Raw genomic sequence first — 15597 nt, forward strand, 5'->3', positions numbered from 1 at the left:
ATCTTTATTCCCCCTATATTATAGTTTTCCTACTTCCATCGCTCCATAGGATAGGCTTCCTATACTTTGGTCCAGCCTATAAAACTACTACACTATCTATATTTGTATAAATATTTTCTTTAGCTCTATCTCTTTGAATTGCTGTTATTACAGTTCTATTTTCTATACTTGTAATAAGTGCTAAATCCTTATATAACATAAGAGAATTTTTTGAGCCTTTATCTTCAGCAATTTTAAAACCTTTTTCTATGTTTTTCATATCCTGTTCATTTAAATTACTCATCTTAAGTCTATCTTCAGCATGTTTTGAAATTATATAATTTCTTTTTTCTAGTTGTTTATCTAAAACCTTTTTAAAACATTCATTTTTTAAACTTTCCTTTTGTTTATGATTAATAGTGTTATTTCCAAACTCTAAAGTATTAACAGCAATCCCATTAATCATTCTATACCCCATAAAATATCACGCCTTTTTAATCTATCTTTTATTCTCCATCTTCAGGCTTTATAGAAGTAAAGTCTCCAACCTTTACTATTTTATCGTAAGTATATTCCTTTATTTCCCCAGATTCTAAAAGTACACGAACCTTTACTACTCCATCATCCTTGAAAACACCTTTAACATTTCCTTTTAAGTTATTCTTTTCTTCGTCTTGTTCACTTAATTCAACATCTTTCCCTATAAATGAAGAGGCAACTAAAAATGACATGTTACCATTCATATTATTTATTACAGGAAGTGAATAATCAGGTACGTCTAAAACAGTTAAGATATCTTCTTTTCTGAAATCTTTATAAACGTTTTTACCCCCTTCAACAACTTCTACTGAAACAGTTGTTCCGGCTGAATTTGTAGTTACTCCTTTTACAACTCCTGTATAAGGCTTTCCATCATTATCTAACACATTCATAGTTACACCTTTACCAACTAAATCTTGGTTTGCATATTTTGTCATTGTGTCATTTAAGTTTGTCATTTGTTCCATTGAAGCAAACTGTGCCATTTGAGTAACATATTGAGTTGAATCTATGTCTTGTGTAGGGTCTTGATTTGCAAGTTCTGCTGCTAAAATATTTAAAAAAGCATTTTTGTCCATATCTTCTCCAGCTTTTACAATCCTTGTTCCTCTATCAGTTGCACGTGCTCCACTACTATATGCATTATTTCTTACATTCATATCGCTTGACATTTACAATCACCTCTAAGCTAAAATATTTACAATATCATTATTTTTTTCTTCAATTTCTACTTCATCTTCTTCAAAGAAAATATTTTTTCCTTCTTTAAACTCTTCTTTTCTCTTTTCTTCTGAATCTCTTCCATTAAAAAATGTAGTATCTTCATTAAGTGCAATATCTAAGTCTGAAACTTTAAGTCCATTCTCTTCTAAAAGCTTTTTAATTTCAGAAACATTTTGAGATATTAAGTTGTAAGTTTCTTTTAAATTAGCTTTTACAGTAGCTTTCATTACTTCATCTTCTTTTAAAACACTAATTACAATCTCACCTAAATCTCTTGGATATACCTTTACAGTTAATTCCTTTAAGCTTTCTCTATTTATAAACTTAATACTTCTAACTAAATCAGTATTTATATTACTTTTTCTAAGAATTGGGCCATCATTTATCTTTTCTTCTTTATTTAAGGCTTCTAATCTTTTATTAAAGCTTGTACTTGATATTTTTTCGTCATCTACTTCTAGTATTTTTCCAAGTACTTTTTCTTCTTTCTCTTCGTCCACTTGTACTAGCTTTCCTAATGCCTCAACTTCTTTTTCTACTACTACTTTTTCTTCCTTCTTATTTTCTACTAAAAAATCAAAAGGCTTTTTATTTAAGTTCTCATTAAAATTCTCATTACCCTCTTTATCATCTGTTTTTATTAAAATATTTTCTAAATTCCCTATTACATCCTTTAATAAAATACCTTTATCTTTAAACTCTTTGTCTATTTTTATTAATCCATCTAAAGATTTTTTAAATTCATTATTAGCTCCTAAAAGTTTTTCTAATATTTTAACTTCATCTTTTCCTACTGTATTTTTAAATTCTTCTGTTATGGCTTGTTCTAAATTTTTAAAAGCTTTTAAAATTTCTTTTCCATTTTCTTCTCTTATAGGCTTTAATTTTTCTAAAAGTTCTTTAAAACCATTTTCTTCTTTTAACATAGCTTTTAAGTCTTCAATTTTTATAGAAGTTAGACCTTCTAAAGAATGAATAAGCTTTGTTAAAGATTCATTTACTAATCCTAACTCTAAGTTAGTATCTTTTATTTCTAAACTTACTTCATTTAATTTTAAAGCACTATCTTTTAATGGATTTATCATATTTAAAAGATTCTCTAAAACATTAAATATTTTTAATATTTCATCATCTTTTAAATCTACACCTTCAACCTCTTCAGAAATTTCTGGCATTACTTTATCCTTCTTTATAGCACCATCTTTATCTACATGTATTTCCTTCTCAAAATCTTCTTTCTTATATTCCATAAATTCACTTTCATTTTTTCTTAGAAGTTCTCTTTCTCGTTCTATAAAATCTGTGAATTTTTCACTACTCTTTTTTTCTTCTGTAGGCTTATACATTTCTATGTCCGTCTTTAAATTTATTTTATTTATCAATTCTTTTCTCACCTCCTTTCAAGAGTATTTCTTAAAAAGCTATATAAGGCAAATTCATCATTTTCTATAGCTTCCCTTCTGTCAATTTCTTTAAAAAACTTTTCCTTTTCTTTTTCTTTAAGCTTTTCTACGGTTTTTCTATCCATACCCTTTTGGATTAAGTTAATTCTTCTAAACTGAACTTCTTTTTCTTTTATCTTTACGTTTTTTTCTTTTTCTTTTTCTTTTATTTCTAGTGCCATTAAATAGTTTCTTTTTATTTTTTGATATATTAAATCTTCATCTTTTTTTACGCCACTATAAGTTTTTATGTCACTTTTAACTTTTCTTAATTCTTCTTTTTCTTTGTTTAAAAGGTTCATCTCTTCTCTAAAAAGCCTTTTTTCTTCTTCTTCTCTTTCTATTCGTATATCTAAAAGCTTTTGAAGTTTAAATTTATATACTTCTTTACCCAAATTCCTAATCTCCTTAATTTAATGAATGGATTAAATTATCTATACTTTGGTTAAAATTTGATTTTTCTTCTATTCCTTGTTTTAAGAAACTTTCTAAATAATCATGATAATTAATTGCCATATCTACCTTTTTATTAGAACCCTTTACATATGCCCCTATATTTATCAAATCTTCAGCTTCTTTATAAGAAGCTAAAAGCTCTCTTCCTATTGATGCTGCTTTTTTATGGTCATCAGTTGCAATTTGAGACATAAGTCTACTTACACTGTTTAAAATATCAATTGCAGGATAATGATTTTTATGGGCTAAGCTTCTTGATAAAACTATATGGCCATCTAGAATACCTCTAACTGTATCTGCTATAGGTTCATTAAAATCATCTCCATCAACTAAGACTGTATAAAAAGCTGTAATTGAACCTTTATCTGATGTTCCTGCTCTTTCCATAAGCTTTGGAAGCATTGCAAAAACTGATGGAGTATATCCTTTCTGAGCTGGAGGTTCTCCAATTGCAAGTCCTACTTCTCTTTGAGCCATTGCAAATCTTGTAACTGAGTCCATCATTAAGATAACCTTTTTCCCCTCATCTCTGAAATATTCTGCTATTGCTGTTGCAGTAAGTGCCCCCTTTATTCTTATAAGAGCTGGCTTATCAGAGGTTGCACAAACTACTACAGTTTTTTTCATTCCTTCAGGGCCAAGGTCCTTTTCTATAAACTCTAGAACCTCACGTCCCCTCTCTCCTATAAGTGCTATTACATTTACATCTGCTTTAGCTTCTCTTGCAATCATTCCAAGAGTTGTAGATTTACCAACTCCACTTCCTGCAAATATTCCAATTCTTTGTCCTTCTCCACAAGTTAGAAAACCATCTATAGCTCTCACTCCTGTTTCTAGAATCTCCTTTATTCTTTTTCTTTTTAGAGGGTCTGGTGGTTCATTTTCTAAAGAATAAGCTTTTCCTTTTATTTCTTCCTTAGATAATGGATTTCCAAGTCCATCTAAAATTTTCCCAAGTAAATCTTCAGAACATTTTACATTCAGTGGCTTTTCAGTTTTAATAACCTTGCAGCCTGGTGATATTCCACTAAGCTCCCCAAGAGGCATTAAGATTACATAATTACTCTTAAATCCCACAACCTCAGCTGGGATTTCTTTATTTCTTTCATTATAGATAATACATTTTTCTCCTACAAAGGCTCTTATTCCTTTTACTTCAATAGTTAATCCAATAACCTTTTTTACAACTCCTGTAACAAAAATAGGATTAACCTCTAATGCTTTTCCCTTTAAACTTTCAAAATCAATATTAATCATATCTTACCTTCCTAAAAGTTCTTTTCTAATTTTTTCAAGGCCTTCTTCAGTAGAAATACTTATAGTTCCGGTTTCTTTTTCTATTATTATCTTTCCTTTGTCTACCTCTTCTTCTATAATGAAAATTCCTTCTTTAATACCTAAGGTTAATTTCCATTTAGAAATTAAAGGTTCTAATATATTTATATTCTCTTTATTACACTTTATTAAAACAGTTTTTTCTCCTCTAGCTTCTTCTAAAGCAAGGTTTACCATTTCTATTAAATATTCATCATCTTCTATTTTCTTATTTAAGATTTTTTCAGCTATTAAAAAAGCTAAATCTTTTATATCTTCTTCTTTTTCTTTTAAATAATTTCTATAATCAATGTTTGCTTTTTTGATTATTTCTATAGCCTCAGATACCATCTTTTCTTTTTCTTCTACTGCATTTTTTAATATCTCTTCTCTTTCTCTTTCCCCATCTTCCATTCCATTAGAATATCCTTGGGTATATCCCTTTTTATAAGCTTCTTCTTCTATAGAAATAGCTTTTTCCATAGCCTCTTTTATTATTTTTTCTTTTTCACGATATCCCTCTTCTATAACCCATTTATTAACTTCTTTTATATCAGTTACATCATCTATATTTTCTTCTTCACCAAATTTTGAATATCTTGTAGCTATTTCTTTTTTAACACCTTTTTTTGCATAAAAGCTTTTAGTTACATTAGAGGATAATTGCATCTTCGCCACCTCTTGATATAATAATTTCTCCTGTTTCTTCAAGTCTTCTTATAATACCAACAATCTTTTGTTGAACTTTTTCAACATCCATAAGTCTAACTGGCCCTAAGAATTCCATATCCTCTTTTAATGCAGCCGCAGCTCTCTTTGACTGATTCTTGTAAATCTTCTCTGCAACTTCCTCAGAACATCCTTTAAGCGCAAGTGCAAGTTCTTTACTTTCAACTTGTCTAAGAACTTTCTGAATACATACATCATCAAGAGTAATAATATCCTCAAATACAAACATAGAGCTTTTAACCTTATCTGCAAGCTCTGGATCTTCCCCTTCAAGCCCTTCTGTAATATTTCTTTCAGTTGTTCTATCTACTTGATTTAAAATATCTACAAGGGTATCTACTCCTCCAAGAGTTGTCATTTCTGTTCTTACAACTGAAGACAACTTACTTTCAAGAACCTTTTCAATTTCCTTTATAACCATAGGTGATGTATTATTCATAGTTGCAATTCTAAAAGCTACCTCACTTTGAACATCATCAGGCAAATCTGATAAAACTTGTGCTGCCTTATCAGCTTGAAGATAACAAAGTATAAGTGCAATAGTTTGCGGATGCTCTGAGATAATAACATTTAAAAGTTGATGTGCATCTGCCTTTCTTGCTATCTTAAATGGTCTATATTGAGCTGTTGCCTCTGATACTGTTTCTAATATCTCCATAGCTCTTTGAGTTCCTAAGGCTTTAGATAAAAGCTCCTTTGCATAATCCATTCCACCTTCTAGCACATAATCACGTGCCTTATTCATTTGAATAAACTCATTTAGAATTTCACTTCTCTCTTCTGAACTTACACTTGTTATATTTGCTATTTCATAAGTTATCTTTTGTATATCACCTTCTGGAAGTTTCTTTAATATATTAGATGATACTTCTGGCCCTAGGCTTATAAATAAAAGGGCAGCTTTTTGTGTTCCCGTAATTTTATTTTTGTCTCTAGCCACTTTTTATCACCCCTCATTTTCTGATAACCAAGATTTAATAACATCTACAACTTGGTCTGGTTTTTCTTTTGCATAATTTTTAACTTCTTTTTCTAAATGAACCTTTTCATTTTCATTACCAAAATCAACTGGCTTAAAGTTAGCTTCCATATCCTTATAGTCGTTTGCTCCAACTACAACATCTAATCTTCTTTCTTCTTTTTCTTCATTTCTTCTTTTAATAAATTTAATTAATAAAATTACTATAACAATTAAAGCTATAATACCTAATGCTAACATTACGTACCCTTTAATTTTGTCTCTTTTCATTTGAGCATTTAATTCTTCTAACGCTTTTTCTCTTTCTGCTTTTAAGCTTGGATCAAATTCCATACTTTCAAGTGAAATCTTATCTCCTCTTTCAGTATTTAACCCAATTGCATTTTCTACTGATCTTCTTAATGAATCAATAACTACAGGACTTAAATTACCATCAACTATAACTGAAGCTGTTAATCTTTTAACTTCTCCTGGTGCACTGATCGTTTTAATTTCAGTTCTTCCTGACTCATAATTTGTATTTTGTTCATTTCTATTTGAACCTGTATTTCCCTTATTATCACCTATGGTGTTACTCATATTATTATCTACAGGTCCTTGACTGTTTGCTCCATTGTTAACATTATTATTTTCACTTATAGTTTGTTGACTAACTATAACCTTATTTGGGTCAATATTTGTTTCTGTTTTTTGCTTAGAATCAAAATCTAAGTCAGCATTAACTGTTGCACGTATTTTTCCTTTTCCAACTACTGGTTCTAAAAGCTCAACTATTTCTTTTTGCAGTTTTCCCTCATATTCTTTTTCCTTGTTAAACTGAGTATCTAACCCACTTGCAGAGTTAGAACTAGCTCCATTTTCATAATCTATCCCTTGTGATAAAAGATTCATGCTTTGGTCTATAACTTCAACATTTTCTTTAGGAATATTTACTGTGCTACCTGACACTAAGGAAACTATAGATTTTACCTGCTCTAATTCAAGCTTTCCATTTACATTTAAAATAACAGCTGCTTTTCCAGGCTCCTTATCTTCAACAAATACTGAATCTTTTGCCTCTGTTATATGAATACGTGCTTCATTTACTTGAGGAAAACTTTTTATAGTTCTTTCAAGTTCACCTTGAAGCATTCTTTGTTTTTTTAAGTTAAACTCTTCATCAGTCATACCAAAGCTTCCTGAATCATCCATAAGTTCATATCCCTTACTTCCTGATGAAAGATTTGGTGCAAGTTCAAGTCTTAAGCTATCAACTTGGTCTTTTGGAACTAAAATTGAACTTCCATCAACCTTCATATCAATCTTATTTTCTTTTAATTGACTTGTAACTATCTGAGCATCTGTTGGGTCTAAATCTTTAAACAAAACCTTATATTTATTTGCAGAATTATAAAAAATAAGCATTACCATAGCCATAACAATAGATATTAGAGCTATAATTAAGGCAATCTTTACGCCTTTTCCAAGAGACTTAAACTTTCCCCATAACCCCTTAAAAATTTCTTTAAGTTTTTCCATTAATCCGTCTCCATTTCTTTATAACTGCATTCTTGATATTTCTTGATATGCTTCTACTACCTTGTTTCTAACTTCCACAGCATATTGAAGTGAAAGTTTGGCTTCTTGACCTGCAAGCATAACTTCATGTATGTCTACATCTTCTCCCTTTATAAAGGAAACCTGCTTTTCTTCAGATATTTTTTGAAGATTATTTACTTCATCAAGCTTTTCCTTTAATTTACTAGTGAATCCTTTGTTTGAAACTTCTTTACTCTTAACCCCATCAAAGATATCTTTTTTGAAAATCTCTTCATTTGGAGTAAATCCATTTATAACCATATATCCCTCTACCTTTCTTTGCTTTTGATTATCTACCTATTTCTAATGCCTTCATAAACATATTTTTGCTTGAATTTAATGTATCTATATTAGCTTCATAAGCTCTTGTAGTTGCAATCATATCAGCCATTTCATTTAAAATATTAACATTTGGCATTAATACATAACCTTCTTCATCAGCATCAACATGACCTGGATCATAAACTTTTCTAAGTGGCGACTTATCTTCTACTATTCCTACAGCTTGGACACCAACACTATTTAAATTTTTATCTAATGCTTCTTTAAATACAGCAATCTTTCTAACATAAGGCTTACCATTTTCACCTCTAGTTGTCATAGAATGTGCTGCATTAGAAGCTATTGTGTCCATTCGAAGCCTTTCAGCTGCGAGACCACTTGCACTTATTCTCATAGTACTAAATGCATTCATTTATCCTTACCTCCCTCCACGAATTATGTAACTCATATTATTAAACTTTCCTGATGCCTGTTGAACTAATGCATTAAACTTTAAATTATTTGCTGCTTGATTTACTTTTTCTATATCTATATCTACATTATTTCCATCACTTCTCATACTAGTTTCTCTATCTTTTGTAACTAGAATATTTCCAACTTTCTTATCACTTTCTAAATGTCTCACCTTAGTTTTCTTTAAACTAAAATCACCCATAGACTTTTTTAAATTTTCTTCAAATAAAACAACATCCCTTTTAAACTCCTTTGTGTTTACATTTGAAATATTATTAGCAATTGCTTTTCCTCTAAGGCTTGATGCCTTTAATCCTTCTTTTAATAAATTATATGATTCAGAAGAATTTATAGATTCTATAACCATTTTTCTCTTCCCCCTTTTTATTTTATGTACTTTTAAGAAACTTAATTAATCTTTTGTAAATAATTATTTAATACTATTATAAAATATATTTGCAAATTTTTCTATTATTTTTAAAAAGTTCTATGTAATTACGTAAAAAAAAATTAAGGCTAATTAAAATTCAGCCTTAATTTTCTCTAATAAATATTCTATCTATGTTAATTAAACTAGAAATTCAGATTAATTTAAAATATCATCTAAATTAACCTTTATCTATTTTATTCTTTCTAAAATACTTAAAATTTCTTTTGGTAGCTTGTTGCTTTGAGCCATAAGATTCATACTTGCATTTCTTAAAAGGTCAGTTTTTGTATATTCAACCATTTCAATTGCTATATCAGAATCCTCTAAACTACTTAACGCCTTTTCATTTGTTAAGTTAACACCAGTTATATATTCAGAGCTTCCTTCACATCTACTTTGAATAGCACCATAAGTTCCTCTTAAGTTAGAAACAAAATCAATAGCAGTATCTACTGTAGTAATATACTTATCTCTATTTTCTTTATCAGTTATATCTATCTCTTCTAAAGAAACACCATTTTTATCAATAATCTTATCTAAGCTTAAATTATATTTTGGAATTTCTATAATATCATCTGAAGTTGCCCCTGCCATAGCCTTAATATATTGAGGGGATTCATTATCTAAAACTCCCTTATCTCCAATTAAGCTTTTTCCATTAAACTTAGAACCTTCAACAATTTCTCCTATTCCTTCTTTAATAGACTGAATTTCCTGTTGTATTATCTCTTTATCTGCTTCATTATTACTATCACTTACACCTTTTACAGTAAGCTCCTTCATTCTCTCTAAAAGATTATTAATCTCTCCAAGTGCTCCATCAGTTGCCTGAAGCATTGAATTAGTATCTTGTAAATTCTTCTCAGCCACTTCTAAAGATTTAATCTTCATTCTAAGTTCACTTGTTTGCCCTATCTTATTTGGATTATCCTTTGCATACAAAAGCTTTTTACCAGAAGATAATCTTTTCAAAGCTTCAGCATTTTTAGGTTCATTGATTTTTGTATTTCTATATATATTTAAGGAATTTAAATTTGTACTTAACCTCATCTGTACTCCCCCTTTTTAATTTTTAATTAAAATTACCATATTTGCTAAAGAATCTAACTTTCCATCTAAAATAACTTTTAATACTGTACTAAAGTAAGCTTTATTATGTTCAAAAGTTTTTGATATAACTTGAATTACATCTACAACAATTTCTTCTGTTAAACCTTCTTCATTATTTCCTATTCCAACTAAGTGTAGTTTTATTATTGCATAGTGTAGTACTAGCTTAATATAACTTTTAAATGGATTTTCTTCATCTATTGGAAATAAATTTTTAAATACATGATTAACAAGATAGTTTTCTAACATATGCTCATTTTCTTCTATAAATGGCTTATAATATTTTTCGTGAGCTTCCTTATAGCTTTTCATCGATTCCTCTATTGAAATCCCTTCTTTAACATTTAAGCCTAATAACATTTTCTTTAAATATTCTAAATATTTTTCTGATGTTATAGAAGTGTTGCTTCTTATATCTAAAATCTTTTTACATATTACAAATTGTAAATCTAAAGAACTATTAATATTTTTTATTCCTTCATCAAAAACTCTTTCATCTATATACATTTTATAAGTTCTTATTAAATCTTCTATTTCATTTATTTTATTTTCAGTTATCTTTTCATCTAATTTACTATAAAAGAAACCTAAAATAATTAATCTTTCATCTATCTTATAATTTCTATTTTGAAGTATATCTATAGTAAAGATTCTTAAATCCCAAAAATAATCCTTCCAAATCTTTTTTTCTTCACTTAAATTTGCAGTCTTATTTAATAAATATTCCTTTTTCTCTTCTTCAATAAAGGAAAATTCCATTTTTTCTTTTTCTAAAAGAACTACCTTAGAAGATTCTATACAAGAAAGACTTAAGCTTTTTTCAACTATATTATTTACTTTATTAAAACTTCTTGGATAAACCTTACAAGTATTAGAAAGATAATCTTCCCCAAGAGTTCCATGAATAGTACATAAACCATCCTCTCTTAAAAAAGCACATCCATTATTCTCAAGCTTCATTTTCGCTACATTATTTTTACTTTTATTAGAACGAGTTCTAATAACATATTTATCTATTTTATTTTTTATTTCATAATTTTTTACTCTTTTATATTTTTTATATGTATCTTCATCAATACTTATGTACCATCCTTTACAACAAGTATCAGTACAAGCCCCACCTATACATTTAAACTTTTTCATATACTCAGGCATTAAAATATTTTCTCTCATAAAATCACCTCTTTTAATTATCGCTTTTATTTAAAAAAACTTTAGAAAAAAAATCAGACGGCAGTAAATCCATCTGATTTTTAGTTCACTTACTTATTTATTAGCTTTTCCATACAAATTTTAAAGTTAGTATATCTTTTCAAAGAATTTGTATCTACTTTTATAAATTTCCAACTGTCTTTATATTTAAGATTCACTGAAAACTTAGAGTTACAAACAAACTCTAAAAACTTTTCTGGATTTTCTATATATTCATCTTCAAAATTTCTAGCCAATTCATTTTTTTCACTTTTCATAACATTCATTTTATTATGCAAAACATGTTCTAAATTTGAAGACATATAATACACACTATACCCAATTTTTCTTCTATCTATTGTTATATTGTCCATCGAATTAATTATATTTAATATTTTACTTTTTCTTTCATTTCTTTCTATTATCTTATCTCTATCTTTAGTTTCTATTCTATCTTCAAAATATTTAAATTCATTTCCAAATATAACTTTTTCTTCTTCAATATAAGTTCCATCAGTATCTACTATATGAATTATTTCATCAATATCTTTTGCTATTATTTTAGATTTTTCTATTACCCTTTTTATCTTCTTTCCTATATTTGATTTTATATTATTAACTTTTGTTTCATATTCACTTGTAATATCTCCACCAATAACTTCAAATATAATATTCTTTTCTTCATATAGTTCTGAAATTACACCTTCTAAAGCTTCTTTATCTGTAATCCCTTCCACTATAAATATGATTACTTTTGCTCTACTCATTGAATTCACCAGCTTTTCTAAAAGCTCTACTTATTGCATAACTTTTAGTTTTTTTATAAATCTCTTCTTCTTGTCCACCTAGAAATATTTCTCTTAGATAAAAATCTCTTAAATTATTGGTATTTTTAACACCTTTTAATTTTATATATCTCTTCTTAGGATTTGTTGTTGTAAATACAATATCATTTTTATCTAAAACTTCTAATGCTCTTAAATTGTGAGATGTAAATATTAATTGCCCCTTACCTTTTTCTTTTAAGACTTCTAGTATTTCTCCTAATAAGAATTCAAATACACCTGAATCTAATTCATCTACAATAATACATCCATTTTCATTGTTATACATTTCTATTAATGCACTTAAAATAGCTATTATTTTCTTTATTCCTTCTGATTCATATTTAAGTGGAATTTCTTTCTCATTTCTAATTGATATTAGTTGAATAGCAACTCCTAAATCACCACTTTTTAATAATTCTTCTCTCAAAACCTTAACTTCTATTTCCATTCCTGGAATCAATGATTTTAATACTATATTTATTTGACTTAATATGTTCTTTAATAAATCAAATATTTCTTTGTGTACCACACTTGGTTCAAATAATTTTATCGCTAAAGTTCCTCCAGTTGCATTCTTTTTATTACTTAATTTAAAGTTAAAAGGCATAAATGCATTTATATCAATTTGTGCTAATTCATCATTTTTTATAATAAATACTCCTACACCAAAATAAACTAAGCTATTTATTATTTTCATAAGCACTTCATTTTCATCAATAAAACACTCTTTTAAAATCTCAATTGTTTTCTTATTAAAAATAAAAGACTGCCCTTGTGTTTCTGCTATTTTCTTTGCTACCATTAAATCTAATTCTTTTTCTTTTTTTATTAACTTCAAATTTTTCACTGGTAAAAATATCTTCTCGTTCTTATCTTCTATCTTCATTTTTATTATTTCTTTTTTATTTTCTATTTTTTCACTGGTAATATCTATCTTTGCATAGTCTAGTTCTTCTTCTACTATTTTTAAATTCTCTTCTTCTTCTATCCATCTAAATATAAATTTATAATTTACCATATACCTTTCTTCATCTATCACAATTAAAAATTTATATCCAAATACTGTTTCATCATTTATATCAATTAATTCTTTTATCTCTACATCCAAACTTTTTCCTAGCAGTACATTTTTTAATATTTCTACTGATTCCACCATACTTGTTTTACCAGACCCATTTTGCCCATATATTCCAACTATATCTGCATTAAACATTTCATTAAAATATTCTTTTTTTCTATAACTTTCAAATGTTATTTTCCCCTCCTCTACATTCTTAAAATTCTTTATATTAACTTCTTGTAATCTTATAATCATAATCTACATCCACCTCTTTCTTCTATATTAACACTCTTCATCTGCTTTGTTAATCCATAAATTGATATTTTTTATTCCTTTTTCTTTGTTTATATATGCAATTATATTCTTATACTTTACATTTATTGAATAAAATATTCAACTTCAAAAAAAAAAAAAAAATCAGGTGGTATACAACTCCATCTGATTTAAATTTCTTATTTCAACTTATTCTTTAATTCTTTTACCTTTTCTATTGGTAATTCCGTTCCCTTTGCCACTGTCTCAACATCAATTCCCAGCTTTAAGAAATTAATCGCATTTCCAATTGCGTTCTTTTTTTCTGCTCTCGTTTCTGCTGAACTTATCATATTTGCTCTATCGTGAAGCGACCTTTCTCTTTCATAATAAATATTCATAGTGTCTTTATCACTACTTAAATATTCAATCTTTTGCTCTGCTTTTTCCATTGCTCTATCCAATCTCATTAGCATACATCCCTCTTTTGAATCTTTAATCAAAGTATTATCAACTATTAATTTTAATATAACATCAACTTTGAATTAACCATTAGATTTTTTATTTTTAAATTTAAAATGTTGCTCTTATATAATTTTCTTAAAAGCTACATTAAAAATAAAGGCTCTGTTTTAAACAAATGTTTATTCTATTTCTCTAATATAGATAGTATTAGTTCTCTTTTGTTTTTATAATATTCTTTGCTCTCATTAGACATTTTATTATAGCTTCTATCAAGCTTCTTTTTAACAAAATCAGTACCATCATCAATATTAAGTTTTCTTTGGACAAAAGCTAAATAGAATAACGATGATAAATTATCGTAATGAGAAATAGCATCTGCATCTGCTATACATATCTCTTCTTGTGTTCTTCTCTCTTTTTCTATACTTCCTCTATGGTTTAATATACACAATTTAACTAACTCTATCTTATCTTTAGGATAATTATAAAAATTAAGAATATCCTCCGCTATATTGGCTCCATGAATATGGTGTTCCTTGTACAAACTATAATCGGTAATAGATGCAATATCATGTAACCACCCTGCAATTTCACACACCTCAACATCAGCCTCATAATGTTGAGCAAGTTCAACAGCATGTTTTGCAACACTTTCTATATGCTCATAGCTACCAATCCCAAAGAAATTACCAGGACCATCACATCTTTTTCTAATTTCTACTTTTATTTTATTTATAATTTCTTTTCCCATATTTCCTCCAGTACCTTCAAGTAATATGATTACTTTTGCTCTAATTGAATAAAATATTCAACTTCAAAAAAAATCAGATAGCATATGACTCCATCTTATTTAAATTTTTATTTTAACTTATTCTTTAATTCTCTTACCTTTTCTATTGGTAGCTCCGTTCCCTTTGCTACTGTCTCAACATCAATTCCTAGCTTTAAGAAATTAATCGCATTTCCAATTGCGTTCTTTTTTTCTGCTGTGTTTATCATATTTGCTCTATCATGAAGCGATCTTTCTCTTTCATAATAAATATTCATAGTGTCTTTATCGCTACTTAAATATTCAATCTTTTGCTCTGCTTTTTCCCTTGCTCTATCCAATCCCATCAACATATACCTCACTTTTAAACCTTTAATTAAAGTATTATCAGATATTAATTTTATTATAACACCAATTTAAAATTAACTAATAGATTTTTCATTTTTTAAGTTTAAAACATCGCTCCTTATATAGACTTCTTAACAGTTCCCATTAAAAATAAAAAAGATTTTGGCTCATGTTACTTTTGGTTAGTCTTTCACAAACTCCGGGCAATCGGACTAGCTATTTAGCCCACCCGTTCCACGGGGTTTGGATTTTAGTTTGTATTTTAAATTTTTATTTTTTGCCCATACATACTTAAATTTCTTATTCATACTCACTGATACTACTCAATAATTTATTCCTCGTCATACATTTTAATATTAAATAATCTGTACATTATTATCTTAGCATTTATCCTAGCTAATCCTATATTATTAACTTGGCCTCCTGTCTCTACCGAACAAAAATCTGCTGTTTAAGTCATAGCCTTAAATCAGAACCCCGTGGTCAGGAATTGCTTTCGTAGAAAGCATGTCCTCATCCGGGGTTCTTGTCAAAACTAACCAATTTCAAAATGATTCAACCTACTTAAATCTTAAACAGTAGATTTTGCATTTTTAGATTTAAACAGTTCCCCTTGTGTAACTTTTTTTAGAAATTACATTAAAAATAAAAATATTTTTGCTCATTTACT

Annotated in this window: 18 protein-coding genes; all 18 read right to left on the reverse strand. The window is 28.0% G+C overall.

The window, feature by feature from the left end:
• Nucleotides 1-76: 76 nt before the first annotated feature.
• The gene (locus tag ACRC28_RS01020; RefSeq protein WP_438541595.1) at nucleotides 77-457 is read right to left on the reverse strand and encodes a TIGR02530 family flagellar biosynthesis protein; all 381 of its coding nucleotides are present in this window, start codon (nucleotides 455-457) and stop codon (nucleotides 77-79) included.
• Nucleotides 458-485: 28 nt separating this feature from the next.
• On the reverse strand, nucleotides 486-1190 hold the full coding sequence (locus tag ACRC28_RS01025) for a flagellar hook assembly protein FlgD (protein WP_438541596.1): 705 nt from the start codon (nucleotides 1188-1190) through the stop codon (nucleotides 486-488).
• Between the two features lie 12 nt (nucleotides 1191-1202).
• Nucleotides 1203-2624: a flagellar hook-length control protein FliK gene (gene fliK / locus ACRC28_RS01030; protein WP_438541597.1), complete on the reverse strand. Its 1422-nt coding sequence runs from the start codon at nucleotides 2622-2624 to the stop codon at nucleotides 1203-1205.
• 8 nt (nucleotides 2625-2632) lie between these two features.
• Entirely contained in the window at nucleotides 2633-3079 is a 447-nt protein-coding gene (locus tag ACRC28_RS01035) for a flagellar FliJ family protein (RefSeq protein WP_438541598.1), read from the reverse strand.
• 13 nt (nucleotides 3080-3092) lie between these two features.
• Nucleotides 3093-4397: a flagellar protein export ATPase FliI gene (fliI, locus tag ACRC28_RS01040; RefSeq protein WP_438541599.1), complete on the reverse strand. Its 1305-nt coding sequence runs from the start codon at nucleotides 4395-4397 to the stop codon at nucleotides 3093-3095.
• 3 nt (nucleotides 4398-4400) lie between these two features.
• Entirely contained in the window at nucleotides 4401-5123 is a 723-nt protein-coding gene (locus ACRC28_RS01045) for a hypothetical protein (RefSeq protein WP_438541601.1), read from the reverse strand.
• Nucleotides 5107-6123, reverse strand: a complete 1017-nt coding sequence (gene fliG, locus ACRC28_RS01050) for a flagellar motor switch protein FliG (RefSeq protein WP_438541602.1) — start codon at nucleotides 6121-6123, stop codon at nucleotides 5107-5109. Before fliG ends, ACRC28_RS01045 begins: the two co-directional genes overlap by 17 nt.
• 6 nt (nucleotides 6124-6129) lie before the next feature.
• A complete protein-coding gene (fliF, locus tag ACRC28_RS01055; RefSeq protein WP_438541603.1) occupies nucleotides 6130-7680 on the reverse strand; it encodes a flagellar basal-body MS-ring/collar protein FliF in 1551 nt (516 codons plus the stop codon).
• 18 nt (nucleotides 7681-7698) lie between these two features.
• On the reverse strand, nucleotides 7699-8001 hold the full coding sequence (gene fliE, locus ACRC28_RS01060) for a flagellar hook-basal body complex protein FliE (protein WP_438541604.1): 303 nt from the start codon (nucleotides 7999-8001) through the stop codon (nucleotides 7699-7701).
• A 28-nt stretch (nucleotides 8002-8029) separates the two neighbouring features.
• Nucleotides 8030-8434, reverse strand: a complete 405-nt coding sequence (gene flgC / locus ACRC28_RS01065; protein WP_438541605.1) for a flagellar basal body rod protein FlgC — start codon at nucleotides 8432-8434, stop codon at nucleotides 8030-8032.
• Between the two features lie 6 nt (nucleotides 8435-8440).
• Nucleotides 8441-8842: a flagellar basal body rod protein FlgB gene (flgB, locus tag ACRC28_RS01070; protein WP_438541606.1), complete on the reverse strand. Its 402-nt coding sequence runs from the start codon at nucleotides 8840-8842 to the stop codon at nucleotides 8441-8443.
• Nucleotides 8843-9094: 252 nt separating this feature from the next.
• Nucleotides 9095-9955, reverse strand: coding sequence for a flagellin (locus ACRC28_RS01075; protein ID WP_438541607.1), 861 nt, complete (start codon nucleotides 9953-9955; stop codon nucleotides 9095-9097).
• A 15-nt stretch (nucleotides 9956-9970) separates the two neighbouring features.
• Complete coding sequence (gene fliB, locus ACRC28_RS01080) at nucleotides 9971-11188, reverse strand: flagellin lysine-N-methylase (RefSeq protein WP_438541608.1); 1218 nt, start codon at nucleotides 11186-11188, stop codon at nucleotides 9971-9973.
• An 89-nt stretch (nucleotides 11189-11277) separates the two neighbouring features.
• The gene (locus ACRC28_RS01085; protein ID WP_438541609.1) at nucleotides 11278-11973 is read right to left on the reverse strand and encodes a hypothetical protein; all 696 of its coding nucleotides are present in this window, start codon (nucleotides 11971-11973) and stop codon (nucleotides 11278-11280) included.
• Nucleotides 11966-13348 (reverse strand): AAA family ATPase, encoded by a 1383-nt coding sequence (locus ACRC28_RS01090; RefSeq protein ID WP_438541610.1) that lies wholly within the window; start codon nucleotides 13346-13348, stop codon nucleotides 11966-11968. The genes ACRC28_RS01085 and ACRC28_RS01090 overlap by 8 nt, the downstream gene beginning before the upstream one ends.
• A gap of 197 nt (nucleotides 13349-13545) precedes the next feature.
• Nucleotides 13546-13821 carry a hypothetical protein gene (locus ACRC28_RS01095; RefSeq protein WP_438541611.1) on the reverse strand — a complete coding sequence of 92 codons (276 nt, stop codon included), beginning with the start codon at nucleotides 13819-13821 and terminating at the stop codon, nucleotides 13546-13548.
• Between the two features lie 173 nt (nucleotides 13822-13994).
• Nucleotides 13995-14561, reverse strand: a complete 567-nt coding sequence (locus ACRC28_RS01100; protein WP_438541612.1) for an HD domain-containing protein — start codon at nucleotides 14559-14561, stop codon at nucleotides 13995-13997.
• 107 nt (nucleotides 14562-14668) lie between these two features.
• Nucleotides 14669-14926 (reverse strand): hypothetical protein, encoded by a 258-nt coding sequence (locus tag ACRC28_RS01105; protein WP_438541613.1) that lies wholly within the window; start codon nucleotides 14924-14926, stop codon nucleotides 14669-14671.
• Nucleotides 14927-15597 lie beyond the last annotated feature (671 nt).

The sequence above is a fragment of the Clostridium sp. genome (genome assembly GCF_051650885.1).
GTDB lineage: Bacteria > Bacillota > Clostridia > Clostridiales > Clostridiaceae > Clostridium.